At 51.5% G+C, this 26,806-nt stretch carries 21 protein-coding genes; 7 read left to right on the top strand and 14 right to left on the bottom strand.

Annotated elements, in window-relative coordinates; genetic code table 11:
• Positions 1–58: 58 nt before the first annotated feature.
• The 3 genes from HFP08_RS00520 to HFP08_RS00510 all read right to left on the bottom strand — a co-directional run bounded on the left by HFP08_RS00520 (position 59) and on the right by HFP08_RS00510 (position 3,890).
• On the bottom strand, positions 59–1,126 hold the full coding sequence (locus HFP08_RS00520) for a serine hydrolase domain-containing protein (protein WP_168118561.1): 1,068 nt from the start codon (positions 1,124–1,126) through the stop codon (positions 59–61).
• Between the two features lie 31 nt (positions 1,127–1,157).
• Positions 1,158–2,348 carry an MFS transporter gene (locus tag HFP08_RS00515; protein ID WP_168118560.1) on the bottom strand — a complete coding sequence of 397 codons (1,191 nt, stop codon included), beginning with the start codon at positions 2,346–2,348 and terminating at the stop codon, positions 1,158–1,160.
• A gap of 315 nt (positions 2,349–2,663) precedes the next feature.
• A complete protein-coding gene (locus HFP08_RS00510; RefSeq protein WP_168118559.1) occupies positions 2,664–3,890 on the bottom strand; it encodes an MFS transporter in 1,227 nt (408 codons plus the stop codon).
• Positions 3,891–4,061: 171 nt separating this feature from the next.
• Here HFP08_RS00510 and HFP08_RS00505 point away from each other — a divergent pair, with 171 nt between their 5' ends.
• A complete protein-coding gene (locus HFP08_RS00505; RefSeq protein ID WP_168118885.1) occupies positions 4,062–4,640 on the top strand; it encodes a TetR/AcrR family transcriptional regulator in 579 nt (192 codons plus the stop codon).
• Positions 4,641–4,728: 88 nt separating this feature from the next.
• On the opposite strand, the gene HFP08_RS00500 is transcribed toward HFP08_RS00505, so the two are convergent.
• Both HFP08_RS00500 and HFP08_RS00495 read right to left on the bottom strand, forming a co-directional pair.
• Positions 4,729–6,834 (bottom strand): iron ABC transporter permease, encoded by a 2,106-nt coding sequence (locus HFP08_RS00500; protein WP_240940979.1) that lies wholly within the window; start codon positions 6,832–6,834, stop codon positions 4,729–4,731.
• 1 nt (position 6,835) lies between these two features.
• Positions 6,836–7,888: an ABC transporter substrate-binding protein gene (locus HFP08_RS00495; RefSeq protein ID WP_240940978.1), complete on the bottom strand. Its 1,053-nt coding sequence runs from the start codon at positions 7,886–7,888 to the stop codon at positions 6,836–6,838.
• A gap of 157 nt (positions 7,889–8,045) precedes the next feature.
• Between HFP08_RS00495 and HFP08_RS00490 the strand changes: the two genes are divergently transcribed.
• On the top strand, positions 8,046–9,185 hold the full coding sequence (locus HFP08_RS00490) for a serine hydrolase domain-containing protein (RefSeq protein ID WP_168118558.1): 1,140 nt from the start codon (positions 8,046–8,048) through the stop codon (positions 9,183–9,185).
• A 93-nt stretch (positions 9,186–9,278) separates the two neighbouring features.
• On the opposite strand, the gene HFP08_RS00485 is transcribed toward HFP08_RS00490, so the two are convergent.
• Both HFP08_RS00485 and HFP08_RS00480 read right to left on the bottom strand, forming a co-directional pair.
• Complete coding sequence (locus tag HFP08_RS00485; protein WP_240940977.1) at positions 9,279–10,154, bottom strand: mechanosensitive ion channel family protein; 876 nt, start codon at positions 10,152–10,154, stop codon at positions 9,279–9,281.
• A complete protein-coding gene (locus HFP08_RS00480; protein ID WP_277345815.1) occupies positions 10,151–11,395 on the bottom strand; it encodes an APC family permease in 1,245 nt (414 codons plus the stop codon). Before HFP08_RS00480 ends, HFP08_RS00485 begins: the two co-directional genes overlap by 4 nt.
• Positions 11,396–11,677: 282 nt before the next feature.
• On the opposite strand from HFP08_RS00480, the gene HFP08_RS00475 reads away from it, so the two are divergent.
• The 5 genes from HFP08_RS00475 (at position 11,678) to HFP08_RS00455 (ending at position 18,259) form a co-directional block, all read left to right on the top strand.
• Positions 11,678–13,414, top strand: a complete 1,737-nt coding sequence (locus HFP08_RS00475; RefSeq protein WP_168118556.1) for a sensor histidine kinase — start codon at positions 11,678–11,680, stop codon at positions 13,412–13,414.
• Positions 13,411–14,484: a response regulator transcription factor gene (locus HFP08_RS00470; protein WP_168118555.1), complete on the top strand. Its 1,074-nt coding sequence runs from the start codon at positions 13,411–13,413 to the stop codon at positions 14,482–14,484. Before HFP08_RS00475 ends, HFP08_RS00470 begins: the two co-directional genes overlap by 4 nt.
• 170 nt (positions 14,485–14,654) lie before the next feature.
• Entirely contained in the window at positions 14,655–16,373 is a 1,719-nt protein-coding gene (locus HFP08_RS00465) for an extracellular solute-binding protein (protein ID WP_168118554.1), read from the top strand.
• 92 nt (positions 16,374–16,465) lie between these two features.
• On the top strand, positions 16,466–17,356 hold the full coding sequence (locus tag HFP08_RS00460) for an ABC transporter permease (RefSeq protein ID WP_168118553.1): 891 nt from the start codon (positions 16,466–16,468) through the stop codon (positions 17,354–17,356).
• A 15-nt stretch (positions 17,357–17,371) separates the two neighbouring features.
• Positions 17,372–18,259 (top strand): carbohydrate ABC transporter permease, encoded by an 888-nt coding sequence (locus tag HFP08_RS00455; RefSeq protein WP_168118552.1) that lies wholly within the window; start codon positions 17,372–17,374, stop codon positions 18,257–18,259.
• A 98-nt stretch (positions 18,260–18,357) separates the two neighbouring features.
• On the opposite strand, the gene HFP08_RS00450 is transcribed toward HFP08_RS00455, so the two are convergent.
• The 7 genes from HFP08_RS00450 to HFP08_RS00420 all read right to left on the bottom strand — a co-directional run bounded on the left by HFP08_RS00450 (position 18,358) and on the right by HFP08_RS00420 (position 26,786).
• Positions 18,358–19,095, bottom strand: a complete 738-nt coding sequence (locus HFP08_RS00450; protein WP_168118551.1) for a glucosamine-6-phosphate deaminase — start codon at positions 19,093–19,095, stop codon at positions 18,358–18,360.
• A gap of 58 nt (positions 19,096–19,153) precedes the next feature.
• Positions 19,154–20,410: a Gfo/Idh/MocA family protein gene (locus HFP08_RS00445; RefSeq protein WP_168118550.1), complete on the bottom strand. Its 1,257-nt coding sequence runs from the start codon at positions 20,408–20,410 to the stop codon at positions 19,154–19,156.
• Positions 20,407–22,383: an alpha/beta hydrolase family protein gene (locus HFP08_RS00440; RefSeq protein WP_168118549.1), complete on the bottom strand. Its 1,977-nt coding sequence runs from the start codon at positions 22,381–22,383 to the stop codon at positions 20,407–20,409. The genes HFP08_RS00445 and HFP08_RS00440 overlap by 4 nt, the downstream gene beginning before the upstream one ends.
• Before the next feature lie 41 nt (positions 22,384–22,424).
• The gene (locus tag HFP08_RS00435; protein ID WP_168118548.1) at positions 22,425–23,639 is read right to left on the bottom strand and encodes a Gfo/Idh/MocA family protein; all 1,215 of its coding nucleotides are present in this window, start codon (positions 23,637–23,639) and stop codon (positions 22,425–22,427) included.
• A gap of 22 nt (positions 23,640–23,661) precedes the next feature.
• Positions 23,662–24,492: a carbohydrate ABC transporter permease gene (locus tag HFP08_RS00430; protein WP_168118547.1), complete on the bottom strand. Its 831-nt coding sequence runs from the start codon at positions 24,490–24,492 to the stop codon at positions 23,662–23,664.
• Positions 24,485–25,366 (bottom strand): carbohydrate ABC transporter permease, encoded by an 882-nt coding sequence (locus HFP08_RS00425; protein ID WP_168118546.1) that lies wholly within the window; start codon positions 25,364–25,366, stop codon positions 24,485–24,487. Before HFP08_RS00425 ends, HFP08_RS00430 begins: the two co-directional genes overlap by 8 nt.
• 88 nt (positions 25,367–25,454) lie before the next feature.
• Positions 25,455–26,786 (bottom strand): ABC transporter substrate-binding protein, encoded by a 1,332-nt coding sequence (locus tag HFP08_RS00420; RefSeq protein WP_168118545.1) that lies wholly within the window; start codon positions 26,784–26,786, stop codon positions 25,455–25,457.
• Between the last annotated feature and the right edge of the window lie 20 nt (positions 26,787–26,806).

Below are 26,806 nucleotides of genomic sequence, written 5' to 3'. Positions count from 1 at the left end.
CAAGAGCCGTTTCAAGCGTTGTGCAATTCGAACAAAACCGCATCGGGAGCTGCAGCAGCTATAGCTGCGAGAGAATCAAATTATGCAGTCGAGGGCGGAATTGCCTGATATGATCCGTTCTGCCGAAATGAACGCGATTCGTGAGAAGGATAATCTGCGCATCCCGCTCAGGATCGAACAGCAGGCTGGTCCCTGTAAAACCAGTATGTCCGAATGCTTGACGTGAAGCATAGTCGCCGAAGAAGAAACCGCCCGCTTCGGATGCGAGCTGCCAGCCAAGCCCCCGGCCTTCTTCCCCGGAAGGCGTGAAGGAGCGAGACGACAGCTCGATCGCCGCTCGCGATAGAACGCGTCTGCCCTTGAACTCACCCTTCTGACGAATCATCTCGGCGTAATTCGCCAAATCTCCAATCGTAGAGAACAGACCGGCATGACCGCTGACTCCGCCCATCATCCCCGCCTTCTCATCATGAACAAGCCCTATCTTATAAGCCTTATGCAGCTCGGAATATTCGGTTGCCGCATAACGCGATTCCTCGAATGCGGGCCGAAACCCTGTTTCCGCCATCTCCAAAGGCTCGTAAAGTTCCTTCTTCACGAAAGCATCGAGAGTGTCTCCCGTTATCTCTTCAATAATAAGACCAAGCAGAATCATGCCAATGTCGCTGTAAACGACCTTCGTGCCAGGGCGATGAACAAGCTGCTCGCTTCTTATTCGGCCCAGCAGTTCCTCTCTTGAAAGCTCCGGCTCGGAACGAATGCCCGGCAAATCCGCGCGCAGCCCTGAGGAATGCGTGAGCAGGTGGCGAACAAGAACCGGTTCTCCCTCTATTTGCATATCCACATTCAGGAAGGCTGAAATATCATCGCTGAGCGTGACTTTCCCCTGATCCATTAATCGAAGAGCCGCGGGCAGCGTGGCGACGACCTTCGTCAGCGAAGCAAGATCGAACACCGTGTCTATGCGCATAGGAGCTTTGTCCGGGAATATCGCCCGGCTGCCGTAGACTTCCCGAAGCAGCTCCTCTCCGCCACAGGAGACAAGAAGCGCCGCTCCGGGCAGATGCCCCCGATCGATCTCCTCTTCAATGAAAGCCTTGATTTTCTCATGATGCCATGTACCCATGATGCCAAGCCCCTTCCCTTGGATTGTTCGTCTAGGTGCTAGTATAGGCTGAAGATGGCTTGCAGACAAGAAGGGCCGCTCCGACTATAAGCAGACCGCCGCTTAAAGCATATACTCCCGTCAAGGTAAGCAATTCCTTCAACACTCCCGACATCAGCATTCCCGCAACCATCATTCCCATGAAGACAGGGGTGATCGCTCCGGAGACACGGCCGATATAGGCGCCCTCCGTGCCCCGCATAATCATCGTTTGAATACCAATCTGAATGCACGGATAGAACAATCCGCTGATCACTTGCAGAGCCGCCGTCAATCCTATGATCGACGATGCGCCTACTCCCGCCGTGCAGACGGCGCTTACCAGCAAGCCGGCAGCGAGCAGCGCTTGAGGTTTGACTCTCCGCGCTATCCCCATAACGAGCATTCCTCCCGCGAGCATCGCAGCTCCATTCGCCATTAGAAACCATTGCAAGACATGCTTGTCGAGTCCCAGCTTCTCGATCACGATGAAGATGGCGAGCGGCTGAATCATGCCAGCAGCAAGCCCCGCCGTCGCGAAGGCCCGACTTAATGCGCTCAAGGAAGCGTTCGAGCCGATATAACGGATGCCGGCCAGCAATTCCGCCATGAACCCGACCCCGCCGCCGGAGCGTGCTTCCTTCTCATCCCGCGGAAGCGTCGCAAGAACAACCGAAGAGCCGAGAAACATGATTCCCGTCAGAATGAGTGAGCTGTGAATTCCAAGCTGCATGAAGACAAACGTTCCAATCATCGGGCCGAGAACAGTGAAGACGGCGACGAGCGATTGGGACATCGCCATTACACCCTGAAGCTGCTCTTCCGGCACATGCCGCTTGTACAGCTTCATTGCCGAAGGCTGGGACAACTGAGATAGACTAGCGGAGACGAATGAACCGATGAGAAGCGCGATCCATTCTCCGTTCATCACCGCGATAAGCACTGCCGCAACAGATATTCCCGACAGGAGATCGCTAACCGTCATCGTTCGTTTCGGCTGCCAGCGGTCTGCCAGCGTCCCCCCTATTAAGGCGAACAGGAATATTGGCGAGAATTCCGCCACGGAAATAAGCGATACATACCACGCATCATTATTCGTAATGTCGGTTACGTATAGCAAAACGGCAAAATTCCGAATCCATATGCCCAGCTGAAGCAGCGTTCTTGAAAGCATAATCGCGCGCACATAGCGGTTTGACCACATTTTGATTCCTCATTTCCACATGAATCATGTAATTTTGGTTTACTAACTTAGTAATTTAGTAAATTAGTAAATTTACATTCCTAACAATAAACCAGCCCGAATGAATAGTCAAGCGGCTAAGTAAGGAGGCTGGGGCTTACGAAATAAAGCTGCTGCGCCGAATTTAGCTTCGGCGCAGCCTTCTTTTATCCTTTCACGCTTACAGCTTCCAGATTCCATACAGAATGACATGGATTGATCATTCGCAAAAAAAGACGCCTCGCCGGGCGCCTCTCTTCGACCAATTCCAATCTGTATCCTCAAGCCAGTCTTGCCTTATGCTTCGCATTCGGTCAAGCGATCCTCCTGACGCCCCGCTCTTCTCTCCGTTGCAAAATAAAGCAGTGCCAAGACAGGAAACGCTGTTCCCACTCCCAATGTTTCATGCCAGCCCGCAGAGGCATACACCCATCCTCCAACGGCCGATCCAACCGCGCCTCCAAGGAAGAATATAGCCATGAACAAGCCATTAAGCCTGCTGCGCGCCTCAGTGCCCAGAGAGTAAATCATTCTTTGACTTAGCACCAGATTCGCGGAAACTCCCGCATCCATAAGAATGGCTGCGGCGACCAGCACCGCAATCCCGACAGACGAGCTGCTCTCAAAGATAAGCGGAAGCAAGCCTGATCCAATGACGATAATCATCGAGATCCATGTCGCGGCCTTCGTCCATCCGCGATCCGCCAATCTGCCTGCGATGGGGGCGGCAATCGCGCCAGCGACTCCCGCCAGAGCGAACAGCGCAATTCCCGTTTGCGAGAAATGATAGTCCGGCTGCGATAATCGCAGCGGCACTGTGGTCCAGAATAGGCTGAACATCGCGAACATACATGCGTGGTAAGCGGCCCTGCGCCGAAGAATCGCCGTCTCTCGCAGCAGCTGCCACATCGATCCAAGCAAGGCTGCATAGGTTGTGCCAGTCTGCGGCTTCCTGACGGGAAGCGATCTCTTGAGCATGAAGGCCAGTACAATAATGGCTCCGGAGGATATCCCGAACATCGCTTGCCAGCCCAGCCAATCGGCTACAAGCGACGACAAGGGTCTCGCGAGCATAATGCCAAGCAGAAGTCCGCTCATCACATTGCCGACTACCGCTCCGCGCGTCGCATCCGTTGCCAGATAGGAAGCAAACGGCACCAGAATTTGCGCGGCCACCGAGCAGATGCCAATGAAGAAGGAGGCGGCCAGGAAGAATGCGGCGTTCTGCGCGAAGGCGGCAAAGCCCAATGCCACGGCATCGAGAAGCAGCGCCGCAACGATTAGCCTGCGGTTCTCCACGCGATCTCCCAGCGGCACGATGAATAATAATCCCATGACATATCCCAGCTGAGTTAAGGTTACAATCAAGCCCGAGCCCCCCGCAGACAAGCCGATGGATTCGCTAATGAGAGCGAGCAATGGCTGCGCATAATAGAGATTGGCCGCGATCATTCCGCATGCGGCGGCAAGAAGCAACGTCAATCCGGGAGGTAACGCTCTTTCTTTCGTTATTTGTACGCTCATCTGCTAACAACCTCCATAAAATAAAATACCATTCGGGTGAATTACTGAACGCTTCGGACAGTAATTATGAATTAATAATATACTGAACGTATTGTTTTGTAAATAAGCAATTTCAAATGAATCCAGGTTTAGGTATACTGTACGTATCGTATCTATGTATCAGGAGGTGGCATAATGGGCAAACGAGGAAGACCGCGCAACATGGAGACGCAGAAGGCGATACTGACAGCAGCGTATGATCTGCTGCTCAGCGAAGGCTTTGGGAATGTCACGGTGGAGAAAATAGCCGAAGAAGCCAAGGTTAGCAAGGCGACCATCTACAAGTGGTGGCCCAACAAGGCCGCGGTCGTCATGGACGGATATCTCGGCGCCGCATCCGAGAGGCTGCCCGTACCGAATACGGGATCTATCTACGAGGACATCCTTATTCATGCAACGAATGTCGCGTTATTTCTCAACAGCCGCGAAGGCATGGTCATCAAGGAGCTTATCGGCGAAGGTCAGTTCGACCCGGGACTTGCGGAGGCTTATCGAACAAGGTATTTTCAGCCAAGAAGGGTCGAAGCAAGGGGATTGCTGGAGCAGGGAATTCAGCGGGGAGAGTTGAAGGCGGATGTCGATCCTGCCGTCTGCATCGATCTCATCTACGGTCCGATTTTCTATCGAATGCTAGTAACCGGAGAGACTATTGACCGCTCCTATATGGAGCAGCTTGTGAATACGGCTTTCGAGGGCATTCGAGCAAAATAAAACAGCAAATCGCGCACGCCGTTCAGCCGATTGCTCCCTGACTGCTCCGTCTGAGGCAATCGGCCTTTGGGCATAAACAAAATAGCGGCTATCCCTTGCTTCGACGTTCTCGCATGAGCCAGAGCAAATACGGAGCGCCCAGCAAGGCAACGACAAGACCGGAAGGAATCTCCTTCGGAGCAAGCGCGATGCGTCCGAACCAATCGGCGGACACAAGCAAGAGCGCCCCGAGCATTGCAGCCAGCGGGAACAAGCTTCGATGTCGGTTGCCGGCAATAAGTCTGGCTGCGTGCGGCGCCATTAATCCGACGAAGCCGACCGTACCGACTATGGCAACGGCAGCCGATGCAAGAGCAACCGCAATCATCATAACCTGCAAGCGCGTGCGGGTTATACGGAGGCCAAGCCCCACAGAGGAGATATCTCCGAGCGCGAGCAAATCAAGTCGACGCGCCAACAGCCAGCCGAGCGGAATGAGAATGATCGGCCAAGCGGCGAGCAACGCGACTTCGCTCCAGCCTCGGGCATAGGTACTACCGGCAAGCCATGCCAGAGCTGCCGCGACACGCAGCTGAGCCTTCACGACCAGCATTTGAATAAAGGCCGATCCGCATGCAGAGACGGCGATCCCGATCAAGGCAAGCGTAATGGGCTGCAGCTTATTTCGCAGCGCGAACAAATAGACAATGGCCGCCGCCAACAGGCCTCCTGCGAAGGCTGCTGCGGGAATCCAGCCGACCGGCAGCTGCGGCCAAGCGATTAATAGCAGCAGAGCGCCCATTCCTGCGCCGGATGTAATGCCGACAATGGAAGGATCCGCGAGCGGGTTGCGCACGATCCCTTGCAGAAGCAGACCGCTTACCGCCAAAGCCGCCCCGGCGAGCGCCGCGACGAGCGTGCGCGGAAGACGTTGCTCCAAGATGATGGTCCTCGCCAGCTTGCTTCCGTCTCCCGTCAACACAGCGAACAATTCGTCCAATGGAAAGCGCAGACTTCCCAGGGCCAGTCCGGCTCCCATAGCCGCAATGAGCAGCACAGCAATCACGGAGCTTGCAACAGGCAGCGATAGGCGTTGACCGGCTCCGCGATACACAGTGCCTCCGTTCTCCCCGCCCATTGTGCGGCTGCGTCCCATTCGCAGAATAAGCCAAATGAGCAAAGGCCCGCCTATCAAGGCAGTAATGGCTCCAACGGGAACAAGTCCGAAACGGCTTTCCAGCACAAGCACAACAAGATCTGAGCCGGACAGAATAACGGCCCCCGCCAAGAAGGATAACAAGAGCAGCGAGCGATGGCGCCGCACGCCGATTAATCGTATCAAATGCGGCGCGATCAGCCCGACGAAGCCAATTGGACCAACGACGCTGACTGAAGCTGCGGCAAGACCTATTGCGGTGAGCAAGACCAGCAGACGCGTAATGCCGATTCGTTGACCAAGCGAGCGCCCGGTCTCTTCTCCGAGCAGCAGCAAATCCAGAGGACGCGCCATGAGGAACGCTGCCATCGTGCCTGCCGCAATCCATGGCCATACAAAGCGCACCCCGCTCCAATCAATCTGAATCAAAGTGCCCGAGCCCCATAGAAAAAGTCCTGTTGTCTCGTTTTCATACAGAAGCTGCAAGGCTCCTGTCACGGCCCCCATTGCCAGAGCCGTAGCCATGCCGGCCAGCGCCATCCGCACCGGAGTCGCCTTCATCCCGCCTGCTGCGGCATAGACGAAAAGCGCCGCTCCAAGACCTCCCGCAGCCGCCAGCGGCAGCGAATAGCCAGCGGTCGCGGCAGGAAAAAATATCGTGCCCGCTATAACGGCCATATGGGCTCCGGCATTAATGCCAAGCGTCCCCCCGGATGCAATTGGATTGCGCGTTAACGTCTGCAGGAGAACGCCGGAAACGGCCAGCGCTCCGCCAGTCAACATGCCAAGCACTGCTCGCGGCAGCCGTATGCCAAGCACGATATGATGAGCCAATTCCCGCTCCGCCGCTGGCGTAGTCCAAGCCTCGAACACGGTGAAGAAGCCGACAGACGCCGCCCTGCCCTGCGTCAGCTGCAGCAAAGCGATTGTCGCCAGAAGCAGCAGCATGACGAAGCAGAAGAGCGTTCCCCTCCATGCCTGGACAAAGCGGAACGGCCCGGTTTGCACCAAGCCGTCTCCGCTTCGTTGACTTTCCCTTATGTTCTTTCTTACTTTCATGTTACTTGTTCACCATGGTTTTCAGTACCTTGTCCACGAGCACTTCCGCAGAGAGCGGCCCCCCGTACATCCAGGTGTCGGCGCCAAGAGAATAGGTCCGATCTTCCTTGACAAATGCGAGGTTCGTCCATACCGGATTATCTTTCAACTGATTTTCGAACACGTTATCGTCATCCTGAACAATATAGAGGAAATTTGCCTCCTCCAATTCCGGCAATGCCTCCACTGTTGTTTGCGTATACCCGTAAATTTCGAACGCATCGGAATGATATTTATTTTCAAGCCCTATTTTCTCCAAAATCTGAGTTGCCATTCCGTTATCCGTAAAGATTCGAAGAGTGGGCGTATTCTGCGAGCTGTACGCCGATGCCAGAACGAATTCGCGGCTCTTCAGATCGGATTCCTCGATGATTTTAGCCGCAGCGTCATATTTCTGCTGCAGATGATCCAGAGCTTCCTCCCCCTCTTCCGTCTTGCCAACCGCTTTCGCGATTGTCCGGAAGGTTTGTTCCATTTCGCTGTACTGATCCGGCCCATTCTCATCCTGATAAGGATTGAACAGTACGGTTGGCGCTATCGCTTGCAATTCCTTAATAATCGCTTCATGGCGAGTTTGGGGCGCAATGATCAGGTCCGGCTCGAGCGCCGCAATTTCCTCCAGACTCGGTTCCTGGCGCGTTCCCACATCCACGACCTCCGAGCCTAATTGGGACTCGACAGTCATCCATTTGTTATAGCCTTCAATGTCGGCAACCCCGACCGGCTGCAGCCCAAGCGTAATTAATTCCTCCGCATACTTCCACTCCAGCGCAACGACGCGTTTGGCCGGAGCAGGCAATGTCACATCTTCAAACGAGCCCTCAAGAACAAGATTTTGATCGCTTTCTTCACTTCCTGCCCCTGCTGTTTCGGAGGTTGCTTGCTCCGTATTCCGTTCCCCTTCGTTCGTCTCGTTCGACTGCCCGCATGCGGCCAGGATCAGCATGAATACGGCCGTTAGCATCACCATTCCGGTACGTATGTAGAACTTTTGCAGCTTAGACTGATTAAGCATGTTTCTCTTCCCCCAATGATTTTTAAATTTCACTATCCTATATATGATAACGATTATCATTATCGATAATAGGCGAAGTTTCTCCGATTGTCAACCTTTAGCATGAAATTTATAATGAGGAAGAGATATCTTGACACAAAGGAGACCAAGACCAATCATGAACTTCAAGCCGCTGTCCCTATTCATCGACCACATTACCGCTTGGCGCATTCCTTGGGCGGAGGTGCGTATTATGCACCGCAACGAGACCGTATTTCAATATCGGAATGGGTACGCCAATCTGGAGGACAAGCTGCCTATCGAGGACGGCGCTATCTTTAATCTTTATTCCATGACCAAAATCTTGACCTGCACAGCAGCGCTGCAACTCGTGGAGAAAGGAAAGCTGGTGCTTGGCGAGCCCTTGTCGAATTACATGCCGGAATTCGCCGAGATGTCCTTGCGCAGAACGCTTCCGAACGGCGGTACCGTACTGGAGAAAGCTCAGCGCCCGATTACCGTGCGCGACCTGTTCACCATGACAGCCGGCTTCTCCTACGATCTGAACGCACCGGCCATTCAAGAATTAATTCAATCATCGAATGGAGATGTGCCTACCCGCGATTTCGCGAAGGCAATGGCGAAGGTTCCGCTCCTGTTCGAACCGGGAACGCATTGGAACTACAGCTTATGCCATGATATTCTGGGGGCGCTGATTGAGGCCGTCGACGGCAAATCCTTCGGAGAATATGTTCGCGAGGAGATTACCGGACCGCTTGGCATGAACGACACAGGATTCCGTCTCACCGAAGAACAGCAGGCCCGATTTGTTCCGCAATACGCATTCGACGACGCGACGGGCAAAGCCGTGCGCCGGGACGGGAACGGTTACGGCATCGGAGTGAAGTTCGAGAGCGGCGGTGCGGGTCTTATGTCCACCGTCAGCGATTATGTTAAGTTTCTGAACGCTTTGACCAATCGGGGAACCAGCCCTGAGGGCGTTTGCATCCTCTCGCCTGCTACGGTGGATCTGATGCGGACGGATCATCTGACAGAGCCAATGCGAAGCGATTTCAATTGGGAGCATATGGCGGGGTACGGCTATGGGCTCGGCGTCAGAACGCATGTCTCGAAGGCAAGAAGCGGCATGCTCAGTCCGCTCGGCGAATTCGGCTGGGGCGGCGCCGCTGGCTGCCTCGCCGTCATCGATCCCGAATCGCAGCTCACGATTATGTATGCGCAGCATTTGCTGAACAACCAGGAGCCGTACGTGCATCCGCGGTTGAAAAATATCGTGTATGCTTGCTTGAAGCAGTAAACCTCCTGCATCCATGCTTCAAAAAGAAGACAGACCTGACACAAGGCATGCCGAGTCTGTCTTCCGTTTTTCGCATGCAAATGTGTTGTCCCACTACGAGGACTGCTTCTGCGAGCTTTGATGCACATGAAGATCCATTTGCGGGAACGGAATCGAGATATTCTCCTCGTCGAAACGCTCCTTCACGATCTCCATGATGTCGTGATAGACCGTCCAATAGTCCGCCGATTGCGTCCACGCCCGAACCGTAATGATAATCGCGCTGTCCGCCTGCTCCGACATCCGCACGAACGGCTCCGGATCCTGCAGGACCAGCTCATGCTGGCGAACGATCTCATCCAGCAGGCGAATCGCTCTTCGGAAATCCTGCTCATAGCCAATGCCGAACTTGAAATCGACGCGTCTAGTGTCCCTTACCGAATAATTCGTAATTCCCTCATTGGACAAGCTTCCGTTCGGTATGAAGATCACCTTGTTATCCGGCGTATTCAACTCCGTGTACAGAATCTGAATCGCCTTGACCGTGCCGCTGTATCCGGCCGCTTCGATATAATCGCCGTTCTTGAACGGACGCAAGGTTAGAAGCAGCACCCCTCCCGCGAAGTTTGACAACGAGCCTTGAAAGGCTAGTCCGATCGCAAAGCCCGCAGCCGCGATGACGGCAACAAACGACGTCGTGTCGATACCCACAATTCGAATAACCGACAATACCAGCAGCACCTTGAGGCATGCGCTGATCATGGTCGTAAGAAACGGTTTAAGATTATCATCCATTTTGGATCTTTCAATCTTCGCGCCTACCCAGCTCGATGTCCATTTGATAACGCTCCAACCGACAAGGAGAACGACAATCGCAAGCGCAATCTTCTCCACGATCGGAACGATATGATTCGTCCAATCCATCTTCTCATCCCCTCTCTTCACAACATTAGACACTATTATAGCATAGATGGCCAAACCGAAATTCATGGTTGCCGCTGCTTTCGAAACATCCACTCGATCAAGAACGACAACCCGACCATGACCGCTACAATCCACAATTGCTCCGGCGCCTCCAGCCATGCATGCAGCAGAAGAACGACTAATGCGATGCAGCAGAGCAAGATTCCCGTCAGCGGAATCCAATATTGACTTTTCGTTTGAAGTCGAAGCTTGAGGTTTGCGCCATTCACGGCGGCGAATAGAATGAGAAATCCGGCGCTGCCCATTGTGGATATACTGGATAGATCAAAGCTATTAGCGAACACGATCGTTAGACCGGTCGTAATGAGAAGTCCTTGTATGGGACGCCTCCACACGTTCCGTTCGAGAAAAGCCGGCAATTCCCCGTCTTTCGCGATCACATAGCTTACTCTTGCCGCCCCGTACAATGTCGCGTTAATAGCCGAGGCCGTAGATAATACGGCTGCGATCGCGATTAACGTGAAGCCGAACGCGCCCAGAAACGGCTTCGCCGCCATTGCCAGCGCGTAATCCTCAGCTTCCGCTATAGCCGCGAATGAAAGATTTCCTACGGTAACCATTGAAATAGCTATGTAGAGCAAAATCACGAATCCGACCGCAGCATAATAGGCGCGGGGCAAATTGCGAGCCGCATTCTTCACATCCCCGGCAGTATTGGCAATCAGCTCGAAGCCTTCGTAGGCAAGGAAGATAATCATCGCCCCCGCTATCATGCGGAAGGGATTCGACCACTCCGCAGGCTCCATACTGTGCCAATCAATCGTCCAAAATCCCGCTCCGATGAATACGAATAGAATAATAACTTTAAAAAGGACGATCCATTCCTCCGACTTCCCTACAAGCTTGGAGCTGCTGATGTTGAGAACGGTAAAAAGCAGCACCACCGCGGTAACCAGTATATGCTTCCACATATTCGTCCCATCTTCGGGAAGAAATACAGCTCCGTAGCTGCTAAAGGCGCTCGCATACAACGATAGCATGACGATATAGCTAAGCCATAACAAGATATTCAGCGCCCCGCTAAACAATCCTTTCCCGAATGCCTGATTGAGAAATTCGACAGTCCCGCCCTCCGATGGATAGCGAACCGACAACTTTGCATAGGAATAGGACGTTATCAAGGCAATAATGCCGCCAAACAAAAAGGCTAACGGCGTTCCGCCTTTGGCATATTGCACAGATAATCCCAAAACCGCAAATATGCCTCCCCCAACCATTCCTCCTATGCCAATCGAAATGGCTGACAATAACCCGATAGTGCTTTCTCGATTTCGTTCTGTACCTTTCAACGCGGACAACCGCCACTCCCCCTTAATTCCATTAAATCACAATTAATATAAGACCAATAAAAGAATTGGATCGATTATAATCATAGTATACGAAAAAAACGAGAAGCCATGTGAAAAATAAAGAGGAGGATAAATCTACTGAACAGCGAATAGGGATACAGACTTCTATGTGAGGTGGTGAAGATGTACGGCATGCGCTGGTTGAAATTCGCACAATCCGCAGAAAGGAAGAGGAGCTTCATGTCCATGTTGCGCAATCCTTTTGTTTTCTCCTCTCTTCGCAAACGAATCATGGTATATTTGACCATCGGCTTTGTTGGAAGCGCTGTCTTGATGGCGTCTGTCTCCTACAATGCGATTTACACGATGCAACGCGATAAGATCAAAACCTCTATGGCGTTTGACCTCGATCAGCAAACGTCAAAATTAAACCAGATGTACACCAATCTGCTTCAAGTTACGCAGCAGATGACGCCGGAAGGCACGGTGGGCAATCTCATGGATGCGTATATTTTAACCAAGGATACGTACAGTCAGCGTATTCTCTCGCGCGATATCGCCTACAATATCGGGCTGATTACGTTCTCGAATCCGGCAATGGAGCTGGTCATGTATTACGATCCCGCAAGCGGGGAGACGCCCTATTCGAATTTGCCGCTGCGCGGCGACTTCGAGCTGCATGACTTGCCGAGCGTTGCCGACACCGGAGAACTGAGCTATCAATCGCCGCACCGATCCTTATGCCGCTTCAGCGATGATCTGGTGATATCGGTGACGCGGGAGGTTGAATTCTCGGACGGAACACAGCTGATCGTTTATGTGGAAGCCAAGTCGGACAGCGCCATCACAATGAATACACCCTCAGACAATGTGATGATGCCCTATACGCTTGCTTTCACCGACACAAAGGGCTTCATCACCTATAGCAGCAATCGGGATGCTATTGCTGACGGCCAGCATCTCGTTATGAGCGGACAATCCGGCGAGATGGAAGGATACATCTGGAACCGGATGACGGGCGATTACGGCTACGGCATCTCGCTGCTTCTTCCCGTCTCCTACTACAATCACGAGCTCTACACCTGGAAGAATCATATGTATTGGATACTCGCCGTCGCCCTCCTGATGATGTTCCTGTTCACGCTGTTGCTGCGGAGGCTCATTAACCGACCATTCCGCTTGATCGAGAAGGAAATGCGCACATTCGGCAAGGGAAACATGAGCTCCAGTCACTATCATACGGGAATCGATGAATTCGATCGGATATTCGATCAATTTAATGTGATGAAGAGGCAAATCCAACAGCTGATTATCGATGTGGAGAAGAAGGAGAAGCGACGTCATCAGCTTGAAATCGAGAAGCTGGCTTACCAGATCAACCCGCATTTTCTGATGAATACGCTCAATTCGGTACGATGGCTGGCGGCTATGCATAAGCAGCCGGATATCGAGAAGTTCGTCTCCTCGATGATTTTTCTGCTTAGCTACAACTTGGGGAAATCAGAGGAGACGTCGACCTTCCGATCAGAAATAGCGGTCATGCGAACCTATCTGGAGCTGCAGCAGATGCGGCATGATTTCACGGTGAGCCTGGATATTGCGGACGGGCCCTATCTCGATTATCCCGTCGCAAGATTCATCCTGCAGCCCATCGTAGAGAACGCCGTCTGCCATGGCCTTGACGATAACGGCAAGCTCGAAATATCCATTTCGCTCGAAGAAACGACGCAGATGGTACGTATCATGATTAGCGATGACGGCAAAGGTCTGAGTCATGAGACGCTTGCCATGCTGCAGCGCGATACGCCGGATCAACAGCAGACGGGCTGGGGCATCGGACTTCGTTATGTCAGGTCCATGCTTGAATCCTTTTATGGCTACAAAGCCGGTATGAATATAGAAAGCACTCCGAATCAAGGTACGACTGTGACGTTAACCTTGCCTATCCGCCAGCATAGAAAGGAGACTGCGATTTGATACGCGTATTGATTGTCGACGACGATAAGCTTGCCCGCAAAGGCTTGATCTCGATTATGCCCTGGTCCAATCACGATATGGTTGTTGTAGGCGAAGCGGCGAACGGCGCCAAGGCGCTAGAATTCATGGAGAGACATGAGGTTGATCTGATGTTCGTTGATCTCTCCATGCCCGTCATGTCGGGCATGGAGCTGCTTCAAGTCGCAAGGCAAAGATTTCCGGGATTGCATTCCGTTATTTTATCCTTTCACGAGGAGTTCGAGAATGTGCAAACGGCGTACCGCATGGGCGTGTTGGATTACATCTCCAAGGTACGGCTCGAATCCGAGGACGACGAGCAAATATTGACACGTATTCAGCAGCAAATAACAGGAGGGCAGCCGCATGCTTCAGCGGGTTCTCCTGCATTAACCCCTTCCTCCCCTTCCACGAAGCCGGGCATCAGCTCACAGGAAGAGGAGGCGTGGGGCAAGCTTGAACGGGAGTGGCGCTCGAACTACTGGCTTTATAATGAGTCGGTCTTCCAGCGCTTATGCAAACGAACGATCGAAGCCAAGGTTTCTTTTCGACGTCTGGAAGGGCTGTTCATGCGCGTATTGTCACAGATGGAGAGCGTTATCGCATGGGAGGGCGAGCTCCTGTCCGGCGCCTATGACGCCGAGTCCGCGGTGGCATGGCTGCGCGATTATAAGAAACAGGTATACGCGAGGGTCGCGGCATCCTCCGATTTCTCCAATACGACAACCTCCATCCTGAAGGCTGTCCTATTCATTCGAGAGCAAGCCGCGAATACGCTGCATGCCGAGAACGCCGCGGAGCATGTGCACATGAGCCGAAGCTATTTCAGCCAATGCTTCAAGAAGCTTACGGGCTCGACGTTCAACGAATATGTGCGGCAAGAGCGCATACGGGCCGCGGAGCGGCTGCTTTGCGAGACCAATCAGTCGATCTCCTGGGTTGCTAACGCCGTGGGCTACAACGACTCGAAGTATTTCTCCCATCTCTTCTATGAACAGACGCATCTGTTGCCGTCCGAATTTCGGGCTCAATTCCACAAGGGGGATGAATGATTGCAGCTTATCGAACATATCCCCCCTGTTAGCCAATATCCGATGCAAAACGCGGCACATCTCTCCGCCTCTTTTTCTCCGCTTCCATTGTACAATGAGAAGGCAGGAAACGAAGCAAGCGCTTACAAATCAAGAGCTGCTTCGAATATTTCTTACCAGGAGGGGATTGGATGAAACGGAATATCGCAATGCTGCTTTCTGTCGTATTACTTGGTCTTACCTTGACAGCATGTAGTTCTTCCAATGATTCATCGAATAATGTGAAAGCGTCTTCAACTCCAAATTCAAGCTCTGCAACCCCGGGGCTGTCGGGAGACGACCTCGCCTTCTCCAAGTTTCCGAATCCCGTTGACGTGCACATCGGCATGGTGGTCGATCCGACAGACAAGACGCTGCCGGAAGGCGACAGCGTAAGCAACAACCAATACACGCGCTACCTCAAGGAAAAGTACAATATCAACGTCATTGTGGATTGGACCGCCGCCACCGGCAACGACTTCAAGCAGAAGGTGAGCTTGACAATCGCATCGGGCAAGCTGCCCGACGGCATGGTTGTCGACGACCGCTCCTTCATGACCAAAGCAGCCAGCTCGGGACTGCTGTATGACATCACCGATATCTTCCAGCAGTATCAGTCCTCGCAAGTGAAGGACATTATGGCCAGCACCGATGGCCGCGCCATGGAGAACGCCAGCTACAAGGGCAAGATGGTCGCGCTTCCCAACATTACGGTGGATACCGACGGCGTTCACGTCTTGTGGATCCGCAAGGATTGGCTCGACAAGCTGAATCTGCCCGTGCCGAAGACGCTATCGGATATCGAGAAGACGGCGAAGGCGTTCATTGACAACAAGCTTGGCGGGGACAAGACTATTGGCATTGCCGGTCCCTCCAAGAATACGTATCCTTACTCCACCTTCCTTCTCTCCTCCAATAATATGGGAGGCTTTGACCCGATCTTCGGCGCTATGGACGCCTATCCGGGCTACTGGCTGGACAACGGAGACGGATCGGTCACCTATGGCACGACGACGGAGAAGACAAAAGAAACGTTGGCCCTGCTTGCCGACTGGTACAAGAAAGGACTTATCGATCCCGAGGTGGGTACTCGCGACAACGTTGGGGATCCGATCAATGCCAATCAGACGGGGATTTTCTTCGGTCCATGGTGGAACGGCGGCTATGGCAACGGGGACTCCTTCAAGAATGATCCCACTGCCAACTGGCAGGCGTATCCGGTCTATTCCGACGACAACAAGTGGAACGTGCATATGAAGACGACGGGCAGCACCTACACGATTATTAGCAAAAACGCCAAGCCGGATGTCGTGAAAGCCATCATGATCATGAATAACGCCCTTGTTCGCGACGAAGCAACCTTTGATTTGTCGGTTGCCATTGGCTGGTACCCGCTTCGCAATGTTATGGCTGCTGCCAATGAAACCGAATATGAATACGGGGAGCTTCTGAAAGTGCTGAAGGGCGAGACGAATCCGGAGGATTACAACAAGCCCAATAGCTTGTATAAGCTGATGTATGCGGATGCGAAGAAGGTCAAAAACGTCATCCAGCCTCCGTATGATGATTTGAATGTCGGCAACTTCAGCACGGAGAACTTCGGCGACTTCCAGCGCCTCTACTCCATCATGATCGGCGATCGCCCGTTCACGACGGTTCCGATCGACAAGAAGGTGTTCAGCGTCACCTATAACCAGACCCCGACGATGGAAACGAAGTGGGCCAACCTGAAGAAGATGGAGGATGAGACCGTGATGAAGATCATCCTGGGCCAAGCCTCCATCGACTCCTTCGATAAATTCGTGAAGGATTGGAAGTCTCAAGGAGGAGACGAGATTACGGCCGAGGTCGCCGAGCTCTTGAAGAATTAGCCGCGCAGAAGCTTGCGGCGGGCGGGCAATCGCAGGAATGAAGCGTCCAGCCCGCCTCGAGCTATCCGATTAGGGAACGGAGGCTTACCATCATGCGAAAACTGGGCCATCAGAAGCACTACTATCTCATGCTGCTGCCCGGCATGGTCTGGCTTGTCATGTTCAGCATCGTGCCTATGGCAGGCATTATCATGGCGTTTCAGAACTACAATCCGGGAGCCGGATTGTTCAAGTCCGAGTGGGTCGGGCTCGAAAACTTCAAGTATATGTTTCAGCTCAACGACAGCAAGACGGTCATTGCGAACACCTTCATCATCGCGATAGGCAAAATCGTGCTCAACCTGCTTATTCCGCTCATCTTCGCCATTCTGCTGAACGAGCTTCGCAGCTTGCGCTACAAGAAGCTGGTACAAACCGTCGTTTATCTGCCGCATTTCCTGTCTTGGGTCATCATGTCGACAATCGTTATCGGAATCTTCGGCTATTATGGCGTCGTGAATACGGTTCTTGGCATGTTCGGCTTCGATCCGAAGCTCTTTATGGCGGATGCGGGAATCTTCCGACAGCTCATTATCGGCACGGATGTATGGAAGGAGTTCGGCTTTAACGCAATTATTTATCTCGCGGCTTTAGCCGGCATTAATCTCAATCTGTACGAGGCGGCCGCCATTGACGGAGCCAATCGCTGGCAGATGATCCGGCATGTCACTTTGCCCGCGCTGTCGACCACCGTAGTTCTGCTCGGCGTCTTGAGCCTCGGCAGCGTGTTGAACGCCGGATTCGATCAAGTGTATAACCTGTACAATCCGCTTGTGTATTCGACCGGAGATATTTTGGACACATGGGTGTACCGTCTTGGCCTGCAGAATCTGCAATTCTCGCTCGCGACGGCGGCCGGCTTATTCAAGTCCGTCATCAGCTTTGTCCTGATATTCATATCCTACCGTCTGGCTTACCGCTATGCCGATTACACCGTATTCTAAAAGGAGGTCGCCGCTGTGGTCAGAAACACAACATTAGGCTCGCGGACATTTGAAATTACCAATATTATCATTCTCGGCCTTCTGCTTGTTAGCTGCATCTATCCGCTTTGGTACACCTTCTGTGTATCGATATCCGAGAAATCCGCCGCCAATGCGGGCTTGGTGACGATCTACCCCATCGGCTTCTCCTTGACGCCGTACAAGGAAATCATCAGCGACAGCCTGTTCTTCAACGCGTTCTGGATCTCCATCCAGCGCACCGTGCTCGGCACGGGATTTGCCTTGCTGATGACCGTGCTAATGGCTTACCCGCTGGCAAGACCTAAGCGAGATTTCAAAGCGCGCAATGTATTCATGTGGATTCTGGTGTTCTGCATGCTGTTCAACGGGGGGTTGATTCCGTGGTATCTTACGATTCAAAACTATCACTTAATTGATTCAATCTGGGCGCTGGTGCTGGGCGGAGGCGTGCCCGTATTCGACGTCATCCTCATCATGAACTTCTTCCGCAATCTGCCGAAGGAGCTGAACGAAGCGGCCGTCGTCGACGGCGCCGGCCCATGGTCCATCCTGTTCCGTGTGTATATCCCGTGTTCCTTCCCCGTGCTTGCCGCGGTGGCGCTGTTCCTGAGCGTGTATCACTGGAACGAGTTCTTCAACGGGCTGGTGCTGATGAACACCTCCGACCACTATCCGCTCCAGACCTATATTCAGCAGCTCGTCGTGAACATCCCTGTCGGCACCAACCTGACTCCGGAGCAATACAAGAAGCTGTCGGAGCTGTCCAATCGAACGCTCAATGCCGCCAAGGTGTTCATCGCCATGGTGCCCATGTTAATCGTATATCCGTTCCTGCAGAAATACTTCGTGTCCGGCATTATGCTGGGGGCTGTGAAGGAGTAAGGGAATAAGGAGCCTCCAACGAGGCTCCCCATCTTATTTCAAATTCTAAGAATTTATAAGTTTTGCAGCTTATCAGAGCTTAGAATTCTCCGAAACAATTAACTCCACACATAAAATTGCGAAGACGATTTTTTATCCAGGAACAGCTTCCAGTTTGCGTGAGTCTTTAATATGGTAGCGGGATAATGATTATCCACTTCTCGTTTAATCGTATTCCCAATGGCATTCGCTTTTGTTTGATTAGGGACAACGGAGACAATATGACGACTTTTAAGAATCTGTCTGACCGTCATCGTAATCGCCTGTTTCGGAACATCGTCATTGCTGGAAAACCAGCCTTCACCAACCTGTTGCGCCTTGCAAGTATCGCTCAGATTGGCAATTTTGTAAGGCTGCTCCTCGTCAAAATCAGCCGGAGGATCATTAAAGGCAATATGGGTGTTCTCTCCAATACCAATCAGAGCCAAATCAACGGGAGCCTTCGAGATTTCCTCATTAAGCTGCTTCAATACTTCGTTCGGATCTCCTTCTCCATCCACAAGATAGGCTTGTCGAACATTCACATGCTGCAGGAATCGTTCCTTCAAATATTTGCGAAAGCTGGCGGGGTGGGCTTCGGGCAAACCGATATATTCATCCAAATGGAACATTTCCACTTTGTCCCATTCAATATTCATGGTAATAAAGTGCTGGAGAAACTCAAACTGTGAAGCGCCTGTGGACAGCACAATTCTTGCGGACCCTTTATCTGCGATCGTATCCCGAATGATTTGTTCACAAGCCTGCGCCGCCTCCAGCCCTATCAAATCAGCTGTTTCCAAAATATGAATTTGCATATTACGTAATTCCTCCTTGTTGTAATCCGCTATGACGAAAGTTTAATGAGAATAAAGTTTAATGTGAATAAAATTCTTCCAGCCTGACCATACGGTTGTCCAGTCTTGAGCGTTCTGAGGCAAACGCCATTAGATGGCTTTGCAACGATGCTTTCGCTGAAGTCGAGCTGCTGTGTTCTCCTGGAGATTGTACGCTCTTCACAAAATCGTAAACCAGCCTGCTATCCCCGCCGCCGTGACCGATATGCCCTTCCGGATCTGTCAGTTTGATCGTTTCATGCGTACCGCTGCCAAATCGGCGTATTTCAATTTCATTGGTTTCCATCGTTGCCCGGATCTCGCCTTCCGTTCCCATCAGCTTGAGGGTTCGATTCGTTTTCTCTGTGAATGCGCTCATGGTGAACACTGCCGTTACTTCATTACCATATTCCATGCTGACAACCTGATGATCGACCACATCATTGTCAGAATGATAAACACATCTTCCGAACGGTCCTTCCTTCATCGCCTGCAGACGCGCTTCATAGCTGGGATCATTGCTTGCTGCCTCAGCCTTCCAACCGCCATTTTCAATCAAATACGTATTCGGCGCATAATAAACACAGGTATCCTCCACCGGGCAGCCGTCGATACAACGTTTTGGCGCGCCGGGAGGAGCGAATTCCGGGCGAAAATAAGAGAGATGACCATAGGAGGCCACACTTAAACACTCGCTTCCAGCTAACCATGAAATAATATCCAGGTCATGACAGGACTTGGCCAGGATCATCGGGCTCGATGATTCCGCTTTGTTGAAATAACCCCGAACATAACTATGCGCCTGATGCCAATAACCTACGTTCTCATTATGCTGAATGGACATCAACTGACCGATTCGGCCTGCATCCAGCAAGCGTTTAATTTCCTGGAAGAAGGGGGAATACCGCAGCACATGGCAAATCGTTAACATCCGGTTATACTTCTCGGCTTGCTTCACCATGTCCACACATTCCTGCCACTCCGGCGACATCGGTTTTTCGAGCAACACATGATAACCCGCCCCCAGCGCCTTCATCGTCGGATCATAATGGTCACGGTCGCGTGTGCAAATAAACACGGCATCCGATTGACGCGGCTGCGCAAACAGCTCATCCCAGCTTGCAAAACATTGCTCATCCGCCAAATGATATTTCTCCTGATACCGTTTCCTCCGCACCTCATTCGGTTCGGCAACAGCTACGATCTTCATTTCCTCCGGCCGCTGAAGCGTATATTCACTGTACCTTACACCCCGCAAGCCCGCGCCAATTAACGTGATTGTCAATGGTTTTTTCATCCGATTTCAAACCATCCTTTCTCACAGGAAGGATCCATATACTTCAATAATTCCGGCATTACAATACTCATAACATCCTCCTCATGATAGGAAGAGGAGCTTGCCCATTGCGAGTAACTGCCCAGAGATTGCTCGGAATCGATACGTCCAACCCGTTGATCCAGCACAGCGGCAAGCCGCACATACAATCCCTGATTGCCTGCTGTATAAAAATCAATTTCCCCGCTATATCCTTCATCTAATTGTGAGATAACGTCCAGGCAACGAGTAATGTCATAGGTCCGCATGGCTGCCAGACTGTCCCCCAGCCACAACAATTCATCTGTCAGCTTGTGAATGACGCCAAAGAAGCGGTGCACAGGTTTATTGTAGATGGGATACGGCTCATGCGGCCCGCTGCCTGAGCTGTTGAATACAAGCACAGAACGGCCCTCGCGGCATGTCTCCCGTATCCAGGTCCAATGCTCGGCCAAGCGAGTTGTTCCTCCGAGCCACACTCCGATCATGATCGATTGCTTCATGCCCGCCGCCGTAGCATCCGCGCTCCGAATGAGATAACCGCTATTCATCATATCGGACTGCGACCACCATAGAAGATATTCTACCTGAAGCCCTTCCACCAGACCCATATTTACCCGGCGAGCATTCAGCTCACAAGGATTACGATGCTTGAACACGGTTGCCCTCAGCCATTCCGCCATTCGCTCCTGCCTCTGCTCCACTGGCGCCGAATCGCGCGCCCGCTCCAACTCCCCGCATCGCTTCGCATTGTCATCGCGAATGGTTCTGGCATCAGGCAAATCACGCAACACCTGTCCCGTTGGCGTACATAGCAGTTCGTCCGCGGGGATCGGCTGCAACGGCTCCTGATCGATTAGCGGCGCCTCACCCAATAGAAACTCCCGGAAGAAATCAGCGGCGGCTTGCGCGAGCAGATCTGTATAGCGGTGCAATGACTTGTCCTCCGCCATCAACAGATTTTTCTGCTTGCCGTGCATCTCCCAGAATCGCCTAGTGCGCTCCAAGGTACGTCTTGTCGCCTCGATGGGGAAGAAATCATATTGGACAGAAAGCACCAGCAACGGCTTGGGCGCGAATAACAGCAGCAGATCCTCATGGTCGAAGCCCGCTGCCGTTAATCCCGGCCATACCTGCTCGGCATCCTGAACACCGCCTGCGTGCATGTATTGCTGGCGATTCATAATGAAGGTTGCCGGCGCAGCCGCCGCAATTCGCTCGTCACACACCATCATCATCGCAGTTTGCGTGCCGCCACCGGAATTGCCCGTTATGCCAATGCGATTCGGGTCCACCTCCTCTCGTTCGCACAAGTAATCGATGGCCCGCATCGCATCGTGAATGAAGTAGCGCGCCACGCTATCGCCAAGCGCATAACACTGTGCGCCGATGAACTGATGCTCCCGCGTTCCCCAGATGACCTCAGTAGCATTAGAAGCATTGGCAATAGCGGCCGACTCGTGAAAGCCAAGACGCTCGCCCTGCCCAATCGGATCGATTGCCATCACAATCAGACCGGACTGGACAAGCTTTAGACAAACTTGTTCATAATAGAGGCTGGACTTACCCTCATATTCATGACCACAGACAAACAGCACAGCTGCGCACTGTTCATCGCGCCCTTCCGGCAAATACAAATTGGATGTTACATAATGACCGGGTCTGGATTCGAAGATGATATTCTCCACACTGTATCCGGGTCTCTTGGATCCCCCCGTTTTCCTTGCATGCAACGGCGTATCGGATAGCGGCAGCCCGCCAATGGACGTAAGGAAAGCCCGCTTCATCTCGGCCTGGCGCGCTTTAAGCTGATCGAGATTCGTCACGAGATCACGTTCATGATCTCCTTTGGCGAACGCCTGATCCGCCCGGTTGAAGATATGCCTCTTCAGTTGATCTCTTGTGTCATATAAAGTACATATATATTGCTCAAGCTCCTGTATCCGCGAGTTCATCCTTGATCCCCCTATCCCAGATCACACACAGCTATTGAACGCTATGACCATAAGTGCGGCACTGACAACAGCTTGCCTTCCGCAATAGAGCGATTCGCTATAGCGCCAATCAGCAAGGAAGCTGCTCCAGCCGCGCTATCCGCCTGCTGACCAAGCGGATCTGCTACGCCGCCTTCGAAGATCGCTTTCCGAAGCTTCGCATCTCCTCCGCCATGACCGCCAATCGAAGCCGATACAGGTATAAGCTCCGTTGAACCGTCCAGCTTATATTGTTTGATCGTAAATTGCTCTGCTTCGCTCATATCCGCACTGCGGTAGATATTGCCTAACTCCAATCTTCCCTTGCTGCCGTTGATCGTTGCCTTCCAGCCTTCATACGGGCTGTAAGCGACCAAGGAGTAGTTAAGAATCGCGCCATTCTCGTAGGCCAGATTGACGCCCATCGTATCGTAAATATCAATGTGTTCATCGAATAAGCATCGGTCCCGCACATATCCATCCTCTTGCTCTGCCTCTACGTAGTACTTCTTCATAAAGGGATCCTTCGTAATATCTTTATAAAACTCACAGGTGTCCTTATAATCGCAAGTCATACAGCGCTCACCCTTCGGCTGTCCATGATCCCCATAGACTCTCCGGCTTCCGAACGCCTGCAATTGCTTGGGATGACTATCCACCCACCAATTCACAATATCGAAGTGATGAGAAGATTTGTGGACAAGCAATCCCCCGCTGTTATTCAGCTCCGAATGCCATCTTCTGAAGTACTCCGCTCCGTGGTCTCGATCCAGAAACCATTCCAGTTGCACATGATAGACATCACCAATCACATCATTCATCAACAGCTCTTTCACCTTCGCAAAATATGGAGCAAACCGAAGATTGAAGGTTACGGTAACCTTCTTCCCGCTCATTCGTTCAGCTTCAAGAATCGCACGGCATTTCTCCTCATCGATGGTCATCGGCTTCTCCGAAATAACATCGCAACCTGCCGTTAAAGCGCCAATGATATACTCATGATGCGTGTAATCCGTGCTTGCTACGACAACCACATCAGGTTTAACGGCTGCCAGCATCTCGGGAAAATCGGAAAATACCGGCACTTGACCACATTCCTCGCTCAATAGCTTTGCCCGCACAGCGTTGCTGTCATATACCCCGCGGAAATCAACATGGTCCTTCCATTCTGTTGACATCGGTTTGGCAAACATGTATAGAGCTCTAGAACCAGCTCCTACGAGCACATATTTTTTCATACGGTTTTTTCATCTCCCGATCTTAACCTTTTAGACCTGTAGAAGCGATTCCTTGTACAAATTGCTTCTGCGCGAACAAATAGACGATAACGACCGGTAAAGTCGTAATGACCGCACCTGCCATAAGCAGAGCTTGATTCACATTTTCTGATTTCAGATATAACAAACCAAGTGGCAGCGTATATAAATCCTTGGTTTGCAAATAAATCAATGGTCCCAGCGTATTGTTCCAGGCCCCCATGAAAGTAAATACGCCTAGAGCCGCTAGCGCAGGCTTACAGAGCGGCAAATAAATTCTGAAGAAAATACCCGGCGGGCTGCAGCCGTCGATCGTCGCCGATTCATACAATTCCTTAGGCAATGCCTTTATATATTGATGCAGCAAGAATACTCCGAAGGCGCCCGCCAAGAAACTCGGGATGATTAGAGGATAATACGTATCAAGCCCATGGAATTTCTTCCAGATAAAGTACGTTGGAATCATCGTTACTTGTCCAGGCACCATAAGTGTCGCAAGCATCGTAAGGAAGATGGGTCCACGCAGCTTGAAGTTGAACATCGCTAATCCAAAAGCGACAAACGCACAGGATAACAGAGAGCCGATCATATCAAAGACAACAATGAAAAAGCTGTTTAACGTATATCTTCCAAAGTTGACCTTCGTCCAAACCGTTGTATAATTGCTGAAATCTGCAGGATCCGGAATGAGCTTCGGCGGCATCTGAGCAATAGCGCCAACGGTTTTCAACGAAGTAGAGATCATCCAGATGAAAGGAAACACCATGATGACCGCACCGGCCATGAGCAGAACATAGAGCAGCAGCTTTATGAAGAATGGCGTATTCTTAGTCATAATGCACCCACTTCTTCTCAAAGTATCGTTGGAACAGCGTGATGGCTACGATAACGAAGAAGAGCAGCCAAGCCGTTGCAGATGCAGGGCCCATCTTGAAGAGCAGGAACGAATCGCGATAAACCAACAGGTTGGGCACCATATTCTGTTCGGGAATCCCTGTCTGTATTCCGCCGAACAAACCCAGGAATACATCAAAGGCATGGAAGGCCGAAATCGTTGATAAAATCATAACCAGATAAACCATCGGCGTAACAATTGGAAACACAATATGCGTTAACTGCTTCCAGCCGGATGCCCCATCGATCTGCGCGGATTCCAATACTTCCTTCGGAACATTCTGCATACCCGCCAATAAAATAATCATCGATTGCCCGAGACCCTTCCATACACTGACTAAGGCAATACTTGTAATGACGACGCCCCAATGCCTGCTGTCAATCCACCGTACAGGGTCAATATTGATTTCATCCAGAAACCAGTTGATGACGCCAAATTGGTAGTTGAACATCCAGGACCATACAACACCGCCTGCAAGCCAGGGCGTGACGACAGGCAAAAAATAAAATAAACGAAATAACGCTTTGCCGCGAATGGCCTGATTTAAAAAGAAGGCAATGAGAAAAGCAACAACGGTCTGAATGGGAACAAAGATCGCGGCAAAAGCAAATACGTTGCGCATGGATATCCAAAACTCATCTTTATGGAACATTCTGGTCCAGTTGTCGAGACCCACCCATTTAGGCGCATTAAACAAGTCATATTCTGTAAATGAAATATAGGCAGAGAAAGCGATCGGGAATAACAGAAATACGAGTATATTAATGACAAAAGGAAGCGTAAATAGATATCCCCAATATCCTTGTTTGTGCATAATGACCTGCCTTTCTATTGAGAACCCCTGTCTCATTCCAGCCTTATTCGCTTTAAGGGGGTTCTCAATGTATAAGGGTTACCCACATTTATTTATCAGCGTCGAGCACTTCCTGAACCTTCTTATGAATAGCCTTCGCCGCATCTTCAACCGACTTCGTTCCATTCACAATGGCTTCATTTACTTCTTGTTGTACAAGAATTCTCCATTCGCCCCACGAAGCGTTCTCATCAAGCGTTGTGCCGCCTTCCGCGATACCGTCCGTGAAACCCTTTTTGTTCAAAGGCTTCGTTTCGCTTTTCTCAATAAGATCATAAGCGGTTTTTTTGACTGGAAGTGTCGAGCCGCTTGCTGCCACAATATTTTGCGCTTCATCGCTCAGATAATATTTCAGGAATTCCCATGCCGCACCCTTCGCATCGTCGGATGCTCTTGAGGAGATTAGCCATGAGTTTGCAACCATTGGTACATAACGATTGCCATCTACTGCTTTAGGCAATTTCACAACATCCCAGTTCGCGTCAGGGAAGTTAGAGTTCATATTCACTTGCAAACTGTATTGCATAATGTACATTGCCGCCTTGCCACCTGCGAACACTTCCAGCTCTCCGCCGTTTGCCTTTACGAAATCGTTGTTCGTGAAGTAGCCTTCCTCAATGCCTTGACGCAATTGCTTCAAGCCTTCGATGGTCTTAGGATCATCGAACATCGACTTTGTCTTCGTGCTGTCCAGCGCTGAACCCCCCGCTTGCTTGATCCATGGAAACCAACCGTTTGTAATCGCGTAGGAGCCGATAAATCCGAACTGCTTCGTATTTTCTCCTTCTTTAATCGTGAGCTTCTTCGATGCGTCGATCAGATCCGCAAAGGTCCAGTCTTCCGTCGGATAAGGCACATTGGCTGCATCGAAAGCATCCTTGTTATAAGCAAGAGCAACGGGGTTAATGCCATGAGGAACGCCCCATACCTGGCCCTCAGGCGTTTCGGCCGAGAACAAGCCATCGATATAATCATCAGCATTTAAGTCACTCTCAATGTAGGATGCAAGATCTTCCGCCACTCCGCGTTTCCCATAGCCAAGAATAGTCGCATTCTCTTGGAACCACACATCCGGCATTGTGTTTCCGGCGATCTGTGTTGCAATCTTAGAAGTAAAATCCCCCCATGGCGCTTCTTGAATTTCCACTTTAATATTTGGATGCGATGCGATAAAGCCATCGATAATTTCTTTGCTTGTTACCTCATAGCTGCCGGGCAAGCCAATCTTAAGATTAACTACTTTGTTCGAATCATCCTTTGTTTCTGAACCATTATTCGCTTGACCTTCTGTCCCGTTCGAATTACCGTTATTCGACGAACACCCCGTAAATACCAGAACAACAGCCAGCAACATCGCAAGTAAACTAAACTTCTTCTTCACTTTAACAACTCCCTTTTTTA

The sequence above is a fragment of the Paenibacillus sp. HB172176 genome, from assembly GCF_011947265.1.
In the GTDB taxonomy this organism is placed as follows: Bacteria; Bacillota; Bacilli; order Paenibacillales; family Paenibacillaceae; genus Pristimantibacillus.
Note: the sequence above shows the minus strand (reverse complement) of the source record. Positions and strands in the feature narration are given on the sequence as shown.

Excerpts from the sequence above, each read along its gene's own strand:
- HFP08_RS00520 (WP_168118561.1), bottom strand. The coding sequence starts at position 1,126 with ATGGGTACATGGCATCATGAGAAAATCAAGGCTTTCATTGAAGAGGAG.
- HFP08_RS00515 (WP_168118560.1), bottom strand. The coding sequence starts at position 2,348 with ATGTGGTCAAACCGCTATGTGCGCGCGATTATGCTTTCAAGAACGCTG.
- HFP08_RS00510 (WP_168118559.1), bottom strand. The coding sequence starts at position 3,890 with ATGAGCGTACAAATAACGAAAGAAAGAGCGTTACCTCCCGGATTGACG.
- HFP08_RS00500 (WP_240940979.1), bottom strand. The coding sequence starts at position 6,834 with ATGAAAGTAAGAAAGAACATAAGGGAAAGTCAACGAAGCGGAGACGGC.
- HFP08_RS00495 (WP_240940978.1), bottom strand. The coding sequence starts at position 7,888 with ATGCTTAATCAGTCTAAGCTGCAAAAGTTCTACATACGTACCGGAATG.
- HFP08_RS00490 (WP_168118558.1), top strand. The coding sequence starts at position 8,046 with ATGAACTTCAAGCCGCTGTCCCTATTCATCGACCACATTACCGCTTGG.
- HFP08_RS00485 (WP_240940977.1), bottom strand. The coding sequence starts at position 10,154 with ATGAATTTCGGTTTGGCCATCTATGCTATAATAGTGTCTAATGTTGTG.
- HFP08_RS00475 (WP_168118556.1), top strand. The coding sequence starts at position 11,678 with ATGTCCATGTTGCGCAATCCTTTTGTTTTCTCCTCTCTTCGCAAACGA.
- HFP08_RS00465 (WP_168118554.1), top strand. The coding sequence starts at position 14,655 with ATGAAACGGAATATCGCAATGCTGCTTTCTGTCGTATTACTTGGTCTT.
- HFP08_RS00460 (WP_168118553.1), top strand. The coding sequence starts at position 16,466 with ATGCGAAAACTGGGCCATCAGAAGCACTACTATCTCATGCTGCTGCCC.
- HFP08_RS00450 (WP_168118551.1), bottom strand. The coding sequence starts at position 19,095 with ATGCAAATTCATATTTTGGAAACAGCTGATTTGATAGGGCTGGAGGCG.
- HFP08_RS00445 (WP_168118550.1), bottom strand. The coding sequence starts at position 20,410 with ATGAAAAAACCATTGACAATCACGTTAATTGGCGCGGGCTTGCGGGGT.
- HFP08_RS00440 (WP_168118549.1), bottom strand. The coding sequence starts at position 22,383 with ATGAACTCGCGGATACAGGAGCTTGAGCAATATATATGTACTTTATAT.
- HFP08_RS00435 (WP_168118548.1), bottom strand. The coding sequence starts at position 23,639 with ATGAAAAAATATGTGCTCGTAGGAGCTGGTTCTAGAGCTCTATACATG.
- HFP08_RS00430 (WP_168118547.1), bottom strand. The coding sequence starts at position 24,492 with ATGACTAAGAATACGCCATTCTTCATAAAGCTGCTGCTCTATGTTCTG.
- HFP08_RS00425 (WP_168118546.1), bottom strand. The coding sequence starts at position 25,366 with ATGCACAAACAAGGATATTGGGGATATCTATTTACGCTTCCTTTTGTC.